The following is a 19,161-nucleotide window of genomic DNA, read 5'->3' on the forward strand; positions in this document are numbered from 1 at the left end:
GCCACACCAACGCCCGGCACAGACGTTATGCGCTACTCAGGGCACCGCAGGCGAACCGGCGCAGGCATTGGTCAACGCAAGCTCCTGCGCCTTGCTGCACAGGAATTGCCGCTGCGCCTGCCGCTCGTTGGGCCCGGTATAGCGCAGCAGCGTCCATTGCTCCTGCGCCTGCATGTCGGCACCGGGCGCGAGCGTGCGATACGGCGCGTGCACCTCCATTTCCAGCAGACCGTGTTCGGGGTGCTGCGGGGGCGCGTCCAGATACAGTTCCACCTGTCCTTGTTCGGGATGGATACGCGCCTTCGGCTGGTGCGCAAAGCGAATCACCAACACCTGCGTGCCGGCAAAACCAGCCATCCAGCCAGCGGACGGCTGCAGCAGCAGCTTGCCGCGCTGGATCAACGTGTCCGCGCGGGTGTCGGCACTCAAGACGAACAGGCCACCTTCAAGCTGATAACGCGGCGCGACGGTACCGGGATCGCTGGGTGGTTGCAGGCGTAGATCGGCCGCGTCCGCCACCGGCACGAACACCCGCGTATCTGCAGCCACACGTGTGTTGAACCACAGATCCCAGCTGAGCGGCTCGGTGCGGATGTTGCGGGCGGTGGCCTGCACGTCGATGGTGTCCGGGCGCGACGGCGACAGGGCCACACGCTTGCGCAGTTGCACGCCGGTCACCGGGCTGGGCACGCCGTCCATCACCAGCTGCGTCGCGTCGTGCGTTGTGGCCCGCGTCGTCGCCAGCGAGAGATACGGGTCCGGTGGCCACACCGCACCTGCTGCCTTGCGCTGCGGATTGACCTGTTGATGCAGCCACCAGTGGCTTTGCGGGCCAACCCAGACGTCATGCCCCAGGTAAGCGATATCGCCTGCAGTGTCCGATACCTGCGGTGCCGGCTGCTGTTCCACCGCCGCACCGAGCTTGAGCACGCTCGGCTGGCCCCGCAGCTGAAACGCCAGGATCCGCCCACCAAACGACGGCGTGGCCGTCACTTCGATCACCTCGTTGCCGAGCGTGAGGCGTTCGATGGCGGGGGGCATCTTACGCGCTGCAGTGTCTGCGCAGCTGCCCGCCGAGGGCAACACGAGCAGTCCCGCCACGACCGCCACCACAGGAAAGCGCACCAGCTTCGCCATGCCCAACTCCGCATCCATCGATCAGCCAATTGTGGCGCGCTGGTGCGCAGCACACCAGCAAGTGCGCTGCAGGAGCGAGTGCTGCCGATGTCTGCAGGTGCAACTGGCAAAGCACCGAATAATGCGAAACGTAGATGCGATGCCGACACGCATTAGATGGAAGCGTCGCTGCACATCTATGCAGCGGCTGACGGTTCTACAAAGTGATGCGATGGAATGCCTTGGCGAATGCCAGCAGGCCTCAGCTGGAGGCCGCTGTGTCTACGCTGCGGCTCGCGACTTACAACGTGCCAGTGGTGGACTTAGAGCAGCTATCAAAACGACTGCGCAGCCGCCAGGCGGGCGCGGCCGGTGCTCGGAATCGGCATGTACCCACGTACATTCCGGTTCCTCCGTGCCGTCCACACCCACCTGACGACTGCTCGCTACGTTTTGTCAGCCGCTCTTGGTCGCGTGATACAGACAGGCGTTAGCTGGAAGCCATGCTGCTCTGTCTATGCCGCAGGTAGCGGCTTACGAAGTGACATGGTGGATGCAGTTGATGATTCGACAGATTTCAGGAAGAGTCGAAGCGGCGATGTTTATGCAGCGATTAGCCGCTTACGAAGTGATGCTTGTCTCCGTCGCGTTACTGCTTGTATTTGAGCGGCAGCTAGCGCTGGCAAGCCGCGCACCACACCGTGGCGCGTTGGCCGATTGTGGCGTGCTTCAATTCGCGACCGCAGTGTTTGCAGGCTTCGCCTTCGCGGCCATACACCATCAGTTCCTGCTCGAAATAACCGGGCGCGCCGTCCGGGCTGATGAAATCGCGCAGCGTGGTTCCACCGCGCTGGATTGCATAGGCCAGGATTTCCTTCACCGCATCCGCCAGCCGCCGATAGCGCTCCCGCGACACCTTGCCAGCTTCCCGCAGCGGGCTGATTCCTGCGCGATGCAGGCTTTCTGCCGCATAGATATTGCCAACGCCAACCACCACCGCCTGGTCCATCAAGAAGGTCTTGACCGCCGCACGGCGACCGCGTGCCAATGCGTGCAGATAATCGCCCGTAAATGCGGGAGATAATGGTTCGGGCCCAAGGCTGGCCAGCAGCTCATGCGTTTCGCAATCGCGCTGCCATAACAGGCAACCGAAGCGGCGTGGGTCATTGAACCGCAGGACACGCCCGTTCTGCAGGCTGATATCCACATGGTCGTGCGCACGTGGTGGCGTATCGCCCGGCAGAACCCGCAGGCTGCCCGACATCCCCAAATGCAGCACGGCACTGCCGCCTGCATCGGTATCGATCAGCAGATACTTCGCCCGCCGACGCACATCGGTAATCGTGGCGCCTGGCAGCAACTGTTCGATCTGCTCTGCAATCGGCCACCGCAGGTCAGGCCGCCGCAGGATCACGCCATGGATGCGTTGCCCCACCAGGTGCGGGGCCAGTCCACGTAGGGTGGTTTCGACTTCGGGAAGCTCAGGCATGCAGATCGACTCGACTCACGGCAATAGACCGGAGCACACCACATGGTGGTGCAGGCAGGCAAACACAAATACTGTGGCCGGTATGAGCGGACCTGGGTCCCCGAATGCAGCAGCAGATTTCAGCCGCCTACCGGCCCTGCCAAGTGATCTAGGCACGTGGCGGCTACTGCAGAAATGTACTTAGACATCGCAGTTGCTAGGCGCACCACTCATCTGTGCAGCAGCGTCAGTAAATGCCTATTACCCCGTGCCGAAGAGGCCAATGTTTCACGCATAGCGCTTACGCATAACGCCAGGCTGAGCAGCAAAGCGGACTAAGAAACGGTCGATCCATGCGGCCTCACCACATGCATTCTGTCGCTGGACGCTGCGCACCAATACCAAGACCAACACCTAAAGCAAACGTGTCCAAGCCGAGTCAGCATTAAAGCGCTAGGACCGAGCGCGTCGCCTACGGCCATCTTCTCGCCCATGGATATGTCTTTGGTCAAATTGCAGGCAAAAAGAAACCCTCAGTCCTGTTGGACTGAGGGTTTCGGGTAAAGCCCCTGGCGATGACCTACTCTCGCATGGCTTGAGCCACACTACCATCGGCGCAGCTGCGTTTCACTTCCGAGTTCGGGATGGGATCGGGTGGTTCCACAGCGCTAATTTCACCAGGGAGACGGTTGGAGCGTCGCCATCCAAGAAACGGATTAAGGCGCCCAGTCTCGCATAGTTAACTTGTGACGTAGCTTGCGTTTGCGGATCTACCAACGTTCGTTGGGACCAAGGCAACTTGAGGTTATATGGTCAAGCCGCACGGATCATTAGTATCAGTTAGCTCAATACATTGCTGTACTTACACACCTGACCTATCAACCACATAGTCTATATGGTTCCTTTAGGGGGCTTGTGCCCCGGGAAGTCTCATCTTGAGGCGCGCTTCCCGCTTAGATGCTTTCAGCGGTTATCGCTTCCGAACATAGCTACCCGGCAATGCCACTGGCGTGACAACCGGAACACCAGAGGTTCGTCCACTCCGGTCCTCTCGTACTAGGAGCAGCCCCTCTCAAACTTCCAACGCCCATGGCAGATAGGGACCGAACTGTCTCACGACGTTCTGAACCCAGCTCGCGTACCACTTTAAATGGCGAACAGCCATACCCTTGGGACCGACTACAGCCCCAGGATGTGATGAGCCGACATCGAGGTGCCAAACACCGCCGTCGATATGAACTCTTGGGCGGTATCAGCCTGTTATCCCCGGAGTACCTTTTATCCGTTGAGCGATGGCCCTTCCATACAGAACCACCGGATCACTAAGACCTACTTTCGTACCTGCTTGATCCGTCGATCTTGCAGTCAAGCACGCTTATGCCTTTGCACACAGTGCGCGATGTCCGACCGCGCTGAGCGTACCTTCGTGCTCCTCCGTTACTCTTTAGGAGGAGACCGCCCCAGTCAAACTACCCACCATACACGGTCCCTGATCCGGATAACGGATCTAGGTTAGAACGTCAAGCACGACAGGGTGGTATTTCAAGGTTGGCTCCACTGCAGCTAGCGCCACAGTTTCATAGCCTCCCACCTATCCTACACAGACGAACTCAACGTTCAGTGTAAAGCTATAGTAAAGGTTCACGGGGTCTTTCCGTCTTGCCACGGGAACGCTGCATCTTCACAGCGATTTCAATTTCACTGAGTCTCGGGTGGAGACAGCGCCGCTGTCGTTACGCCATTCGTGCAGGTCGGAACTTACCCGACAAGGAATTTCGCTACCTTAGGACCGTTATAGTTACGGCCGCCGTTTACTGGGGCTTCGATCAAGAGCTTCGCCTTGCGGCTGACCCCATCAATTAACCTTCCAGCACCGGGCAGGCGTCACACCCTATACGTCCACTTTCGTGTTTGCAGAGTGCTGTGTTTTTGATAAACAGTCGCAGCGGCCTGGTTTCTGCGACCCTCTTCAGCTATAGCTCGCATGAGCCACCAAAAAGGGTGCACCTTCTCCCGAAGTTACGGTGCCATGTTGCCTAGTTCCTTCACCCGAGTTCTCTCAAGCGCCTGAGAATTCTCATCCTACCCACCTGTGTCGGTTTACGGTACGGTCTTCGTGAGCTGAAGCTTAGGAGCTTTTCCTGGAAGCGTGGTATCAGTGACTTCGCCATAAAGGCTCGTCTCGGTGCTCGGTCTTAAAGGATCCCGGATTTGCCAAAGATCCAAACCTACCGCCTTTCCCCGGGACAACCAACGCCCGGTACACCTAACCTTCTCCGTCCCTCCATCGCACTCACGCGAGGTGCAGGAATATTAACCTGCTTCCCATCGACTACGGCTTTCGCCCTCGCCTTAGGGACCGACTAACCCTGCGTCGATTAACGTTGCGCAAGGAAACCTTGGGCTTTCGGCGTGCGGGCTTTTCACCCGCATTATCGTTACTCATGTCAGCATTCGCACTTCCGATACCTCCAGCAGACTTCTCAATCCACCTTCGCAGGCTTACGGAACGCTCCTCTACCGCGCATAAAACCGAAGTTTTACGCACCCCAAGCTTCGGTTCACTGCTTAGCCCCGTTAAATCTTCCGCGCAGACCGACTCGACCAGTGAGCTATTACGCTTTCTTTAAAGGGTGGCTGCTTCTAAGCCAACCTCCTGGCTGTCTATGCCTTTCCACATCGTTTTCCACTTAGCAGTGAATTTGGGACCTTAGCTGTGGGTCTGGGTTGTTTCCCTTTTCACGACGGACGTTAGCACCCGCCGTGTGTCTCCCGGATAGTACTTACTGGTATTCGGAGTTTGCAATGGTTTGGTAAGTCGCGATGACCCCCTAGCCATAACAGTGCTCTACCCCCAGTAGTATTCGTCCGAGGCGCTACCTAAATAGCTTTCGAGGAGAACCAGCTATCTCCGGGTTCGATTAGCTTTTCACTCCTAATCACAGCTCATCCCCGTCTTTTGCAACAGACGTGGGTTCGGGCCTCCAGTACCTGTTACGGCACCTTCACCCTGGCCATGACTAGATCACCCGGTTTCGGGTCTACTGCCCGCGACTATGCGCCCTTATCAGACTCGGTTTCCCTTCGCCTCCCCTATACGGTTAAGCTTGCCACGAACAGTAAGTCGCTGACCCATTATACAAAAGGTACGCAGTCACTCTTGCGAGCTCCTACTGCTTGTACGCACACGGTTTCAGGATCTATTTCACTCCCCTCTCCGGGGTTCTTTTCGCCTTTCCCTCACGGTACTGGTTCACTATCGGTCGGTCAGGAGTATTTAGCCTTGGAGGATGGTCCCCCCATATTCAGACAGGGTTTCACGTGCCCCGCCCTACTCGTCTTCACTGGAGTGGCCCTTTTAAATACAGGGCTATCACCTTCTATGGCCAATCTTTCCAGATTGTTTTTCTAAAGCCATTCCAGCTTAAGGGCTGTTCCCCGTTCGCTCGTCACTACTCAGGGAATCTCGGTTGATTTCTTTTCCTCCGGTTACTTAGATATTTCAGTTCACCGGGTTCGCTTCAAGCAGCTATGAATTCACTGCAAGATACTGCCGAAGCAGTGGGTTTCCCCATTCGGATATTGCCGGATCAAAGCTTGTTGCCAGCTCCCCGACACTTTTCGCAGGCTACCACGTCCTTCATCGCCTCTGACCGCCTAGGCATCCACCGTGTGCGCTTATTCGCTTGACCATATAACCCCAAGTTGCCTCGGAGTTACATGCCGTGTTGTGTGGGGTACAAAGCCACCAACGCGAACATACGACTCAATTATTTAGGGACTCGAAGTCCCCGCCTTAGCCTCAACGACACGTTTAGATAGATATCTCAAACGCTCGCTACGTCACAAGTTATAAAAGAACATGTCTCAGCCTCAACGCTGATCCATATAAATTCTTAAGTGTGCACTACATTCAGAGTGGTGGGTCTGGGTAGACTCGAACTACCGACCTCACCCTTATCAGGGGTGCGCTCTAACCACCTGAGCTACAGACCCGAAGTCTTTTCACTCAATATGGTGGAGCCTGTCGGGATCGAACCGACGACCCCCTGCTTGCAAAGCAGGTGCTCTCCCAGCTGAGCTAAGGCCCCAAAAGGGACTTCGCATACCGACCTGTGCCGGTATGAATCTCTGAATGCAGGTAATTTGTGAGGACGCCCGACAGGACGAATGACGTCATGCTCAAAAGGAGGTGATCCAGCCGCACCTTCCGATACGGCTACCTTGTTACGACTTCACCCCAGTCATCGGCCACACCGTGGCAAGCGCCCTCCCGAAGGTTAAGCTACCTGCTTCTGGTGCAACAAACTCCCATGGTGTGACGGGCGGTGTGTACAAGGCCCGGGAACGTATTCACCGCAGCAATGCTGATCTGCGATTACTAGCGATTCCGACTTCATGGAGTCGAGTTGCAGACTCCAATCCGGACTGAGATAGGGTTTCTGGGATTGGCTTACCCTCGCGGGTTTGCAGCCCTCTGTCCCTACCATTGTAGTACGTGTGTAGCCCTGGTCGTAAGGGCCATGATGACTTGACGTCATCCCCACCTTCCTCCGGTTTGTCACCGGCGGTCTCCTTAGAGTTCCCACCATTACGTGCTGGCAACTAAGGACAAGGGTTGCGCTCGTTGCGGGACTTAACCCAACATCTCACGACACGAACTGACGACAGCCATGCAGCACCTGTCTCACGGTTCCCGAAGGCACCAATCCATCTCTGGAAAGTTCCGTGGATGTCAAGACCAGGTAAGGTTCTTCGCGTTGCATCGAATTAAACCACATACTCCACCGCTTGTGCGGGCCCCCGTCAATTCCTTTGAGTTTCAGTCTTGCGACCGTACTCCCCAGGCGGCGAACTTAACGCGTTAGCTTCGATACTGCGTGCCAAATTGCACCCAACATCCAGTTCGCATCGTTTAGGGCGTGGACTACCAGGGTATCTAATCCTGTTTGCTCCCCACGCTTTCGTGCCTCAGTGTCAGTGTTGGTCCAGGTAGCCGCCTTCGCCACGGATGTTCCTCCCGATCTCTACGCATTTCACTGCTACACCGGGAATTCCGCTACCCTCTACCACACTCTAGTGACCCAGTATCCACTGCAATTCCCAGGTTGAGCCCAGGGCTTTCACAACAGACTTAAACCACCACCTACGCACGCTTTACGCCCAGTAATTCCGAGTAACGCTTGCACCCTTCGTATTACCGCGGCTGCTGGCACGAAGTTAGCCGGTGCTTATTCTTTGGGTACCGTCAGAACAATCGGGTATTAACCGAATGCTTTTCTTTCCCAACAAAAGGGCTTTACAACCCGAAGGCCTTCTTCACCCACGCGGCATGGCTGGATCAGGCTTGCGCCCATTGTCCAATATTCCCCACTGCTGCCTCCCGTAGGAGTCTGGACCGTGTCTCAGTTCCAGTGTGGCTGATCATCCTCTCAGACCAGCTACGGATCGTCGCCTTGGTGGGCCTTTACCCCGCCAACTAGCTAATCCGACATCGGCTCATTCAATCGCGCGAAGCCCGAAGGTCCTCCGCTTTCACCCGTAGGTCGTATGCGGTATTAGCGTAAGTTTCCCTACGTTATCCCCCACGAAAGAGTAGATTCCGATGTATTCCTCACCCGTCCGCCACTCGCCACCCATAAGAGCAAGCTCTTACTGTGCTGCCGTTCGACTTGCATGTGTTAGGCCTGCCGCCAGCGTTCACTCTGAGCCAGGATCAAACTCTTCACTTAAAATTACATGTCCGAAGACAAATACTTTAGCTGCAGAAGTTCAACCACTGACAACTTATCGCTTGCAAAGCAATTAATATGTTGCTTTTTGATTAAACGTCTGCAAGATGGACAATCATCCTTCCTGCAGGCGTCCGCACAAATTACCTGCGCACACTGTCAAAGAACATTGGGAAGTGGCCTCAGCGCCGTTCCCGTCAGCTTCGTCGTTTCCGTCGAAGCGAGCCGCCCATTATAGCGGGCTTTTTCTTGCCGTCAACACCTTGTTTCCGAGGTGGTTGACGCTGCTTCGTTTCGACCCGTAGGTTTTCTGCGAAGCGAGCCGGCCATATTAGCAGGCTTTTCATCCTCGTCAACCCCTCGTGAAGAGGAAGTTGCCGCCGCTGCACCTCAATCCGCCGTAGCGTCTTTCCGTGTAGCGAGCCGCCCATCATAGCCGGCTTTTCCGTTTCGTCAACACCTTGTGGTGTCTCCGATTCGCCTCGTTCGTTGCTGCAGTGCTTCGAGAAGCGCCGCCGTCCTGAGCGAGGTCGCGCAGTTTATCGAGCCTGCGCAGAAGTGCAAGCATTTTTTGACGCCCTCTTGATCTGATAGGCCGCATGGCCGTCGATAGCGTGTTGCCACGCGCTGTACGAACTGGTGACTGCAGCTGGGCAGGTAACTGGCAGCGCCCTTCTGTCGTGCAACATTGTTCTTGGGAGTGCGCGCCATAGAGAGAGATGCACCCTCTAGAGAGATGCAAGACGCCGACGTGCTCGGTAAGAATGCACTGCCCTCCCGCAAGGATGACGATGTCCTCCGCACGCAGCCTGTTCCGCGATCTGTCCCTGCCTGCCATCGCGGCAGGGTTCGTCACTGTATTGGTGGGCTTCGCCAGCTCGGCGGTGATCGTGTTCGAAGCGGCCCGGCATCTGGGGGCCGATCAGGCCGAGATCGCCTCATGGATGTGGGCGCTGGGCATTGGGATGGGCGTGACCTGCATCGGCCTGTCGCTGCGGTACCGGGTGCCGGTGGTCACGGCGTGGTCCACGCCTGGTGCGGCAATGTTGATTGGCACTGCGGCCGGGGTGCCGCTGCGGGAGGCGATCGGTGCATTCGTGGTGGCCGCCGTGCTGGGTGCGGTCGCTGGGTTCACCGGATTGTTCGAAAGGGCAATCCGGCGGATTCCGCTCTCGCTGGCGTCGGGCATGCTGGCTGGGGTGCTGCTGCGCTTCGGGTTGGACCTGTTCGTGGCGATGCAGAGCCAGGCAGCCATGGCGTTGTCGATGCTGGCGACTTATCTGATCGGGCGGCGCTGGTTTGCGCGCTATGCGGTCATCGCGACCTTGTTGGTCGGGATCGCGATTGCCGCCGGTGGCGGGCTGATGCACTGGAACGCGGTGCGGCTGGAACTGGCCCGGCCGGTGCTGATGGTGCCTGGCCTCTCGTGGGCGGCCCTGTTCGGGCTGGCGATTCCACTATTTGTGGTGACGATGGCTTCGCAGAACGTGCCCGGCGTGGCGGTGATGCGGGCCTCCGGCTATACGGTGCCGATCTCGCCCACGATTGGGTGGATCGGTGTGGTCAATACCGTCCTGGCGCCGTTCGGTGGCTACGCCTTGAACCTGGCGGCGATCACCGCAGCGATCTGCATGGGCCGCGAGGCGCACGAGGACCCGGCGCGCCGTTATCCCGCCGCGGTGGCCGCAGGGGTGTTCTACATCGTGATCGGCCTGTTCGGGGCGACGGTGGCGGCGGTGTTTGCGGCCTTCCCGCGCGAACTGGTGATGGCGATCGCCGGCATTGCGCTGCTGGGCACGATCGGCAACAGCCTGGCGGCGGCGTTGCGCGAGGAGCCGGAGCGCGAGGCGGCGCTGATCACCTTCCTGGTGACCGCCTCCGGACTCACGTTGGGCGGGATCGGGGCCTCGTTCTGGGGCTTGCTGGCCGGTGCGATCACCTTGATCGCCTTGCGGCCGCGCCGACCGCAGCGCTGAGACAAGGCACCGGCGCAGCACCATGGACGCTGCGCCTGTGCCGCAAGGCCGCTGCCGCCACCGCATATGGCCGGCGGCGGTCCTGCGGCATCAAGCCGCCATGCTTGACGCCGCAAAGAGTGCGCGCTCATTCGACAGCGCGTTGCCTCGGGGCGCGCCCGCGCACGCTGCGCGATGGCTTAGAGCGGCTGATAACACGTAGCGAGCAGCCGTCAGGTGGGTGCGGACAGCGCGGAGGAACCGGAGTCATGCCGATCCCGAGCACCGGCCGCGCCCGCATGGTGGCTGCGCAGTCATTTTGATCGCTGCTCTTATTCCGGATCGCGCAGCTGTAACAACCAGTGCGCGGTCACCCCGCTGGGGCTGGGGAGAGGTTCAAGGTGGAACTGGCGATAGACCGGTGCGCCGTCGCTCACTTGCAACGGCAAGGTGACGTAGGCGGCCCGGCCGTTGCGCAGCGCATCCTGCAACAGTTCCACGTTGGCGCGTGGTGCATCGCTGGCGTACAGCGTCTGCAGCTCACGTCCGATCAGCTCGGCGACGTCGCTGCCGCAGACATCGGCAAAGGCGGTGTTGACGAACAGCAGGCGGTGCGCGGCATTGGCCGTGCCGCGCTCGATGATGGCCACGCCATCGCGCAGGCGTGAGAGCGAGGCTTCCAGCAGGGTGAAGTCCTGCTGGAAGCGCTTGCGCTCCATCAGTTCGATCAGCACGCGCAGGCTGCGGGCCGATTCCAGGTGCAGCGGCGACCAGCGCCGCGCACGGCCGCGCACCGTCTGCTGCCACAGGTCGAAACTCTTGCGTGGCGACAAGCGCGAGTTGGGGATGTCTTCCAGCTTGGCCAGCTGCGGATTGCCGGCCCATTTGATCTGCTGGATCTGCTCGCGGCGGGTCCATAGCAGGGCGCTGCGCGATTGCGGCATCAGCGGCACGAAGATGAAGCCGGCCGCCAATGGCGCCAGGTCGGCGAGCTCGGGGAAGACCTCGCCGATGGCGTCCACATGCAGCGCGCCGACCGCGTCTTCGCGCAGGGCATCGTGGTGTTCGGATTCGATGTGATCGCGGATGCGCCGCAGCGCCGCCACGTCCGGGGTGGTGCCGTGGCGGCTGATGTCGTTGCCGTGGAAGATCGCCACACCGTCGGCGTCCACCACATCCATCAGGTCCGGGGCCATGTCGTCGAGCAGTTCGACGGTCATGTGCTCGGCATCGTTGAAGTCGGTGATGAGTTTTTCGCGCACGGTGAGCAGCACCGATTCCAGGCGCGCACGGGCCACCGCCTGCAGCGCGCCGATCCGCCCGGCCAGGGTGCGCGCCACCGCATCGGTGACATCGCGCATGGCGTGGTTGGTGAAATGCGGGCTGTAGTGATGGCAGGAGATCAACCCCCACAGCGCATCGTTGACCACGATGGAGGCGACCAGCGTGGCGGTGACGCCCATGTTGGCCAGGTACTCCAGGTGCACCGGCGAGACGCTGCGCAGGCTCACATCGCTCAAATCCACCGGCGTGCCCAACTGCGGATGCACGGTGGGCTGGATCGGCGACGGCTGGTAGCCGACATCGGCAATCTGGCGGACCCGGTTGCGCAGGTACAGTGCGCGCGCCTGCGCCGGGATGTCGCTGGCGGGGTAATGCAGGCCGAGATAGGCCTCCAGTTCCGGCTTGCGCGCCTCGGCGATGATGTCGCCGTTCCACTCCTCATCGAAGCGGTAGATCATCACGCGGTCGAAGCCGATCAGGCTGCGCAGGCCCTTGGCCACGCGCACCGCTGCCTCGGCGATGCCGGGATCGCGTTCGACACTGCGCAGCAGCGGCATCGCCTCGCGCAGGGTGACATCGAGCAGGCGCGCATCGCGCGGCTCCATTTCCACCAGCCACTGCTGCGGATACAGATGCCAGGCCGCGACCCAGGCGCTGTCTGGTGGCGTGGCGCGTTGCGGGAACCGCACCTCGGCATGCATCAGGTGCTGTGGCTGGTCATCGACGGCGAACGGCTGTGCTTCGGGCAGCGTCAGCACCTGGGTGTAGGGCATGCCAAGCAGCGCGGCCATCGGCACGCCGAGCAGATCGGCGGCGGTGGTGCTGGCCTGCACGATGCGGCCGTCGGCGGGGTCGATCACCAGCAGCACGCCGTAAGGCTGGATCAGGCCGGGAATATGGATGGGTTCGCGCGCACAGACGTCCAGGTCCAACGGGTTGGTTGCAGTGCTCAAGGACGTGCCTCCGCTGCCAGGCAGGTGTGGAAATGGGCAAACATGGCCTGCGCGCCGGCGATGGCGTCGGCACGCGCCGCTGCGCTCTGCAGGCGTTGCTCAAGCACCGCCTGAAAGCGCCGCCAGCCGGCCGGGTCTTCGTCGGCCAGTTCGAAATAGTGCAATGCATGCGCCAGGCCCGGCTGACGTTTGCGCAGCATACGTGCGATCACCCGGCCACCGAGCTGAGAGCCTTCGATGACATACAGCATGCCCCAGCGCACCGCCTCGCTGCTGGCCGGCGGCGGCGGCACCGCGGCATCGACGGGTTGGCCGAGCACGCGCAGATCCTCCCGCAACGCCGGCACCCGGCGGCGGTACTGCCATCCGCTGCCCACCAGGGTCACCAGCCAGTCGCTCAGCTGTTCTTCGAAACCGGCCAGCAGCCGGTGATGCCGGCGCAGCACCTGCGCGTAAGTCTCGGCGTCGATGTGGCCCTGCCCCAGCGCCTGCATCAGCGGCACCGCCTCAACCCGGGTGTGCGCCTCCTGCGTGGCATGCCGCAGCGCGAGCGCAGCCGAAAGCGGGGCAACCGGGGTGTCAGAACGCATGCGTAGGAAGACAGTCAAAAGCCAAGCTGCTCAGCCTAGCAGGGCATGCGAGCCAGGCAAAAAGCGGGCGCGTCCGCTGCATGAACCGGTTGGTTTCAGCCCTGCGCCAGTGCCGGGCTGCGCCCTGCCCGCTTCCAGGCCATGAACCAGCCCGCGGCCAGCAGCAGGCCGGCCAGCAACCAGGGGGCGCCGGGCAGGTGCAGCGGCGCGCCACTGCCGATGAACCAGGCAAAGACATTGGCGAACAACAGCGGGCCGGCGATGCCGCCCAGGCTGACCAGGCTGGTGAGCGCGCCCTGCACGCGGCCCTGGGCGTCGGCACCGACTTCGCGGGTGATCAAGGCCTGCGCAGCCGGGGCGGCCACCGCCCAGAAGGCACTGATCGGCACGCCCAGCAGAAAGGTGCGGCCGCTGTCGGCCAGGCCGTAGATCACAAAGCCGATCACGCCGCAGCCCAGCCCGAGCAACAGCGCGCGCCGCTCACCCAGCCAGCGCACGATGCGGCCGACCAGCACGGCGTTGACGATGATGCTGCACACCCCGACACCGGCCAGCACCCAGCTCACCTCGCGCGGGCCCCAGTGGTACTGGTAGCCGGCAAACAGCACGAAGATGCTGGGGTAGACGTAATGGGCCAGGTTGGCCAGGAACACCACCGAGGCCAGGCCGAACACCTGCGGGTAGCGGCGCAGCAGCTTCAACGCACCGAACGGGTTGGCATGCGACCAGTCCAGCCGCGCGGTGCGGCGCTCCGGCGGCAGCGATTCGGGCAGCACGAACCAGCCGTAGAGCACGTTCAACAGCGCCAGACCGGCGGCGAACCAGAACGGCCAGCGCAGGCCGATGCTGCCCAGCCAGCCGCCGATCAACGGGCCGGCGACAAAGCCAATGCCGAATGCGGCGCCGAGCATGCCGAACGCGCCGGCGCGCTTGTCGGCCGGGGTGACATCGGCGATGTAGGCATTGGCGGTGGAAAAGCTGGCCGAGCACACGCCTGAAATCACCCGCGCCAGCAGCAGCATCGGCAGCGTGTGGGCGAGTGCCATCAGGATGAAGTCCAGACCCAGCCCCAGGCACGACAGCAGGATCACCGGGCGGCGGCCGTAGCGGTCGGACAAGGTGCCCTGCAGCGGCGAGCACACGAACTGGATGGCGGCGAACAGAAACCCGAACCAGCCGATCCAGCCAGCTGCGGCTGCATAGTCGCCGCCGGTGAATTGCCTGACCAGATCGGGCAGCACCGGGATGATGACGCCGAAGGACAGCACGTCGATCAGCACGGTGATGAAGATGAAGATCAGTGCGGCGCGGCGCCGGCCCGGAGCGGGAGCGGATGCGGAATCAGGAGAGATGGACATCGCGCGGCACGCAGGGGCGAAGCGGCGAGTGTAGCGGTGGAGTGGGTAGTGGGGTTATGGGGGATGGGCTGTCGCCTGATACGCCCCGTCCCCTCATCCGCCCCTGCGGTGCACCTTCTCCCGAAAGTAAAAGGGAAGCGCCTGGCCTGTGTCTGGCGCAAAATCAGCGTGATGGAGTTAAAGCCCTCTCCCGCCGGGAGAGGGGTTGGGGAGAGGGTACGGGGCGAAGCCAGACGTGCACTCAAACTTCACCAGGCTTCGCACGTCCCCTCATCCGCCCCTTCGAGGCACCTTCTCCCGATGGGAGAAGGGAAGCGCCTGGCCTGTGTCTGGCGCAAGATCAGCGTGATGGAGTTAGAGCCCTCTCCCGCCGGGAAAGGGGTTGGGGTGAGGGTACGGGGCGAAGCCACAGGTCCACTCAAACTTCACCAGGCTTAGCACGTACCCTCATCCGCCCTTCGGGCACCTTCTCCCGATGGGAGAAGGGAAGCGCCTGGCCTGTGCCTGGCACAAGATCAGCGTGATGGAGTTAAAGCCCTCTCCCGCCGGGAAAGGGGTTGGGGTGAGGGTACGGGGCGAAGCCAGACGTGCACTCAAACTTCACCAGGCTTCGCGCGTCCCCTCATCCGCCCCTGCGGGGCACCTTCTCCCGAGGGGAGAAGGGAGTCGTTGCTGCTTCTTTCCTGTCTTGGAAGCGGCGCGGGCGCTGGGCGAGCCTGGGGCAATTCTTGCGCTTACTCGACGCTGATGGTCTGGGTCAGCGTGTGGCTGGCGCCGGGGGCGAGTTCGATGACGTCCGGGCCGGCGTTGGCTGCTTCCAGGCAGACGTAGTCGCGCCAGCCGGTGCCCACGTCGGCCATCTTGCTGGCGGCGTCTTCGCCCGGGTTCCAGGCCACCAGCGAGCGGCTGCCTTCGGTGCGGATGTCGATGCGGCGGCCCAGCACCGGGTCGGTCAGGGTGTAGTGGCCGCCGGCGTTGGTGTAGATGCGGTCGCTGCGGCCGGGGTCGCGCGGATCGCGCAGGCTCCAGTCGCCCTGCTGGCGGTGCGCGGTGGCGTAGTTCTCGTACTTGTCGAGATAGTCCAGCCCATCCAGGCCCTGCACGCTCACCTTGAGCGCGTCGCCGACGCGGAAGTAGTTGTGCAGGGCCTGGGTGAAGCGCACCGGCGCCTTGCTGACGTTTTCGGTGACCAGGCGTTGTTCTAGCTTGCGGCCGATGCGCAGGGTCATGTGCAGGCGCAGCGCCAGGTCATCGAAGGTCGGCGGCGTCAGCGTGAGCACCAGCGTGCCGTCGTCTTCGCGGCGGCTCTCGGTGAGCTGCCACGGCACCGTGCGGACAAAGCCGTGCGCCGGCACGTCGCCGGTCTGATCCTGGCGGCCGAAATACGGCCAGCACACCGGCGCGCCGCCGCGGATGGGCGTGGGCGGCTGCTTGGCGGTGGGCGACAGCCACATCACGTCCTGCCCGCCCTTGGGCACGAACGACAGCAGTTGGCCGCCGAACAGGCTGATGGCCGCGGTGGAATACGGGGTATCGATCAGCAGCGAGGGAAAACCGTGGAAGTCGCCTGTGCGCAGGCCGGTGACGTCGGACATGGGAGATGCCTTCTGGACGATGGGAGATTGGACGAATGCGGGATAGGCCGCCGGCAGCGTGAACGCGGTGCCGCGAACGGCGGCGCCGGTCACCGGCGGGGCGGTGCGCAAGGCGGTGAGGATGCGTTGGCCGGCGCGACCATCGGCCGGCTGCAGGCCCAGGCGGGTCTGCTCGACCTGGATGGCGCGGCGGGTGGCGGTGCCGACCATGCCATCGGCTTCGCCGATCTGGTGGCCGCGCGCCAGCAGCAATTGCTGCAGTTGCCGGCGTTCGGGCCGGCCCAGGCCAGGGTCGTCGGTGGGCCAGGCGGCGACCAGGCCGGGGCCACTGCGCAGGCGATCGGCCAGCAGGGCGATCGAGAGCGCGTAGCTTTCGGCCGCGTTGTAGGCGTAGATCGCGTCGTAGTTGCGGAACACCAGGAACGCGGGGCCGGTGGGGCCGGCCGGCAGCAACAGGGCGGCGGCGGTCTCGGCCGGCAGCCCGGTCGGGGCAAGCGGCTTGCCATCGGTGCCGAGCAGGCCGGCAGCCTGCCAGGCCTGCAGCGGTTGGCGGCGGGTGCGGCCGGCCTTGTTGGCGTAGAAGCCGGCCGGCAGGCGCACTTCCATGCCCCAGGGGCGGGCGCGTTCCCAGCCGGCCTTGACCAGATAGTTGGCGGTGGAGGCCAGCGCGTCGGGAATGCTGGCGACCAGGTCGCGGCGGCCATCGCCATCGCCGTCGACGGCGATGCGCGCATAGGTGGACGGCATGAACTGGGTCTGCCCGAACGCGCCGGCCCAGGAGCCGGTCAACCCCTCGGGCGCCAGGTCGCCCTGCTGCAACAAGCCGAGCAGGGCCAGGAATTCGCCGCGGAAGAACGGTTGGCGGCGGCCGGCGCACGACAGCGTGGCCAGCGACACCAGCAACGGGCGCTTGCCGGTGATGCGGCCGTAATCGCTCTCCACGCCCCACACCGCCACGATGGTGGCCGGGTCCACGCCGGTTTGTTCGGACAGACGGGTGAGCAGCTCGCGGTGAGTCACCAACATGGCCTGGCCATCGCTCACGCGCTGGCTATCGACCAGGCTGGCCAGATAGTCCCAGATCGGGGTGGTGAATTCCGGTTGCGCGTCCAGCAGCGGCAACACGCTGGGATCGGCGGCCAGACCGGCGGTGAAGCGCTGGAAGCTGGCGGCATCCACCCCCTTGGCGGCGGCCTGGGTCTGCAGCCCGGCCAGGCAGCGGTCGAACGCGGGGTCGGCCCAGGCGGCGAACGGCGCCAGGCCCAGCAGCAGCGGCAACGCACGCCGCAGCGGCGTCATGGACTCAGGGCCGGCAGAAAAACGAACGGCATGCGATGAAGGCTCCTGCGCGGCGGGTTGAGCCGGGGAGCATAGCCAACCTGACGGCCGGGCCGCGTGCAGGGGCGCAGCAATCAGGCGGGCGTCTGGCGCGGTGCTGGGCTAGCGATGCTGGCTGCGCCGCCGTGATGGTGCGGCGGCGCTGGCTTAGCTGCCGTCGCCGGTGATGCCCGACAGCAGCGACAGCGCCGGGGTGGCGCCGGTGGCGTCGCCACTGCGACGGACGCTGCGTGGCAGGCGCGGGGTGTCGTGACGGGGGCCGAACCAGATCATCGCCGCGGCCACCAGCGTCGGCAGCACGATCGCGAACACCACCAGTGCCAGCAGCAGCCATTGCCAGAGATTGAAGGTTGCCATGATCCCGTCCCGCCCCGCGGCGCAGTCCGCCGGCGCGGCAAGCTTCCGGGATCGGCTGCGAACGTGGCGTCGACAAACCGGGCGGGATGGCGCCGTTCGTCGGGCGGTTTGGGCTGGCTGGCGCGGCACGTGGGCGCGACTGCCGGAATGACCGGCAACCCGGCGGACCGTGTGGCGCGCCGGCCTTGCACCGTGATCGCTGGTGCGGCGTTGGGCGATGACGTTGGTGCGTCAGCGCGACCTTACCGGGCGTCGAGGTAATACCAGTGGCCGTCCTCGCGCATGAACCGGCTGTGTTCGGTCATGCGTACTGCACTGCCGCCGCCGATGCGGTAACGGGCCAGGAACACCACCTCGGCGGTGTCCGCGCCGGTGGCGATGGCGCGCTGCACGTTCAAGCCCAGCCAGGTGGTGCGGCCGCCTTCGTCCAGCGCCAGCTCGGCCGGCCGCGTGGACGGATGCCAGCTCGCCAGCAGGTAATCGACGTTGCGGCGGACATAAGCGCTGTAGCGCGCGCGCATCAGCGTTTCCGCATCGGGCGCCGCAGCGCCGGCATGGTACTGGCCGCAGCACTGGGCGTAGCCGGCGGCGCGGCCGCAGGGACAGGGATCGGTGGGTGTGGACGGTGACATGGTGGGATTGTGCGGGGTTGGGGCTGCGGTTGGGAATTGGGAATTGGGAATTGGGAATTGGGAATTGGGAATTGGGGATGCGGGATGCGGGATGCGGGATGCGGGCTTCTACTTGGTAGTTGAAGTGTGCGGGAACGTAATTGGGCACTGATATGCACGTCGTAGTGATGCTCCTTGCTTGCGCGTCCTCGTCACTTCGTACGCGCAAAGTTGCGTAGTGGCTTTGGCAGTGGCTCGCAGCTTTGCGCGTGGACGTCAGCGAGGCTGCGCTCCTTACTTTCACCCCGACCCTCTTCCGCAGGCGGGCTTCAGCAAAGCCACCGCTTACGTCTTAATCCGGGCCGCGCTTGCTGCACAGCTGCGCAGGCGCGCAACACCAAAGCGCTGGTCGGCGTGCGCCCCTTGTCGACGGCACCGACGGCGCCGATGCCAACAGCGACGCGCGCTTCGAGATCACTCGCGTGAAGGCCGATGGCTAGCCGCAGCAGGCCAAGGGGCTCAAGGCTGCCCTGGTGCGCGAACACCGCGACTACTGGAACTGCATCGACGACCATTGGGATGAAGACGCAGGCTTGTGCCGAGTACGCCTTGGCCGGCTTAGAGCAGCTATCAAAACGACTGCGCAGCCATCAGGCGGGCGCGGCCGGTGCTCGGAATCGGCATGTACCCACGTACATTCCGGTTCCTCCGCGCCGTGCGCACCCACCTGGCGACTGCTCGCTACGTTTTGTTAGCCGCTCTTACAGCGCGCGTGCGCGCCGCCGCATTCTTGCGGTGGACAGC

At 62.8% G+C, this 19,161-nt stretch carries 9 protein-coding genes, 2 tRNA genes, 3 rRNA genes, 3 other RNA genes and 1 pseudogene; 4 read left to right on the forward strand and 14 right to left on the reverse strand.

Going from position 1 to position 19,161, the window contains the following annotated elements; genetic code table 11:
- Window positions 1–36: 36 nt before the first annotated feature.
- Window positions 37–1,155, reverse strand: coding sequence for a DUF4380 domain-containing protein (locus ACCQ09_RS21475; protein WP_040942129.1), 1,119 nt, complete (start codon window positions 1,153–1,155; stop codon window positions 37–39).
- Between the two features lie 348 nt (window positions 1,156–1,503).
- On the opposite strand from ACCQ09_RS21475, the gene ACCQ09_RS21480 reads away from it, so the two are divergent.
- Window positions 1,504–1,578: non-coding RNA, sX9 sRNA (locus tag ACCQ09_RS21480), on the forward strand.
- Between the two features lie 211 nt (window positions 1,579–1,789).
- Here ACCQ09_RS21480 and mutM read toward each other — a convergent pair.
- From mutM to ACCQ09_RS21510, 6 genes are all read right to left on the reverse strand, one after another.
- Window positions 1,790–2,605, reverse strand: coding sequence for a bifunctional DNA-formamidopyrimidine glycosylase/DNA-(apurinic or apyrimidinic site) lyase (gene mutM / locus ACCQ09_RS21485; RefSeq protein WP_040942130.1), 816 nt, complete (start codon window positions 2,603–2,605; stop codon window positions 1,790–1,792).
- A gap of 546 nt (window positions 2,606–3,151) precedes the next feature.
- Window positions 3,152–3,266, reverse strand: a 5S ribosomal RNA gene (gene rrf, locus ACCQ09_RS21490).
- 127 nt (window positions 3,267–3,393) lie between these two features.
- Window positions 3,394–6,276: ribosomal RNA gene (locus ACCQ09_RS21495) — 23S ribosomal RNA — on the reverse strand.
- Window positions 6,277–6,503: 227 nt separating this feature from the next.
- Window positions 6,504–6,580, reverse strand: a tRNA-Ile gene (locus ACCQ09_RS21500).
- A gap of 19 nt (window positions 6,581–6,599) precedes the next feature.
- Window positions 6,600–6,675, reverse strand: a tRNA-Ala gene (locus tag ACCQ09_RS21505).
- Between the two features lie 94 nt (window positions 6,676–6,769).
- Window positions 6,770–8,316 (reverse strand): 16S ribosomal RNA (locus tag ACCQ09_RS21510).
- The 16S, 23S and 5S rRNA genes sit together here with 2 tRNA genes alongside, the layout of an rRNA operon.
- Window positions 8,317–9,107: 791 nt before the next feature.
- Here ACCQ09_RS21510 and ACCQ09_RS21515 point away from each other — a divergent pair.
- Window positions 9,108–10,292 carry a benzoate/H(+) symporter BenE family transporter gene (locus ACCQ09_RS21515; protein WP_228428393.1) on the forward strand — a complete coding sequence of 395 codons (1,185 nt, stop codon included), beginning with the start codon at window positions 9,108–9,110 and terminating at the stop codon, window positions 10,290–10,292.
- Window positions 10,293–10,478: 186 nt separating this feature from the next.
- Here the strand turns inward: ACCQ09_RS21515 and ACCQ09_RS21520 are convergent.
- The 7 genes from ACCQ09_RS21520 to ACCQ09_RS21550 all read right to left on the reverse strand — a co-directional run bounded on the left by ACCQ09_RS21520 (window position 10,479) and on the right by ACCQ09_RS21550 (window position 18,378).
- A non-coding RNA gene (locus ACCQ09_RS21520) (sX9 sRNA) lies at window positions 10,479–10,548 on the reverse strand.
- A 55-nt stretch (window positions 10,549–10,603) separates the two neighbouring features.
- Entirely contained in the window at window positions 10,604–12,508 is a 1,905-nt protein-coding gene (gene bphP / locus ACCQ09_RS21525; RefSeq protein ID WP_011039218.1) for a bacteriophytochrome BphP, read from the reverse strand.
- Complete coding sequence (locus ACCQ09_RS21530) at window positions 12,505–13,098, reverse strand: biliverdin-producing heme oxygenase (RefSeq protein ID WP_012439682.1); 594 nt, start codon at window positions 13,096–13,098, stop codon at window positions 12,505–12,507. Before ACCQ09_RS21530 ends, bphP begins: the two co-directional genes overlap by 4 nt.
- Before the next feature lie 95 nt (window positions 13,099–13,193).
- Window positions 13,194–14,456, reverse strand: coding sequence for a TCR/Tet family MFS transporter (locus ACCQ09_RS21535; protein ID WP_040942131.1), 1,263 nt, complete (start codon window positions 14,454–14,456; stop codon window positions 13,194–13,196).
- A gap of 734 nt (window positions 14,457–15,190) precedes the next feature.
- Window positions 15,191–17,350 (reverse strand): lytic murein transglycosylase, encoded by a 2,160-nt coding sequence (locus tag ACCQ09_RS21540; protein ID WP_040942132.1) that lies wholly within the window; start codon window positions 17,348–17,350, stop codon window positions 15,191–15,193.
- 186 nt (window positions 17,351–17,536) lie between these two features.
- Window positions 17,537–17,746, reverse strand: coding sequence for a hypothetical protein (locus ACCQ09_RS21545; RefSeq protein ID WP_011039222.1), 210 nt, complete (start codon window positions 17,744–17,746; stop codon window positions 17,537–17,539).
- 242 nt (window positions 17,747–17,988) lie between these two features.
- Window positions 17,989–18,378, reverse strand: a complete 390-nt coding sequence (locus ACCQ09_RS21550) for a YchJ family protein (protein ID WP_040942133.1) — start codon at window positions 18,376–18,378, stop codon at window positions 17,989–17,991.
- Window positions 18,379–18,756: 378 nt separating this feature from the next.
- Here ACCQ09_RS21550 and ACCQ09_RS21555 point away from each other — a divergent pair.
- Window positions 18,757–18,944 (forward strand): annotated as a pseudogene (locus ACCQ09_RS21555) (hypothetical protein); the annotation flags it as partial.
- Window positions 18,945–19,039: 95 nt separating this feature from the next.
- Window positions 19,040–19,114, forward strand: a non-coding RNA gene (locus tag ACCQ09_RS21560) — sX9 sRNA.
- The last annotated feature ends 47 nt before the right edge of the window (window positions 19,115–19,161 follow it).

It is taken from the genome of Xanthomonas sp. NCPPB 2586 (assembly GCF_041475775.2).
Lineage (GTDB): Bacteria > Pseudomonadota > Gammaproteobacteria > Xanthomonadales > Xanthomonadaceae > Xanthomonas > Xanthomonas campestris.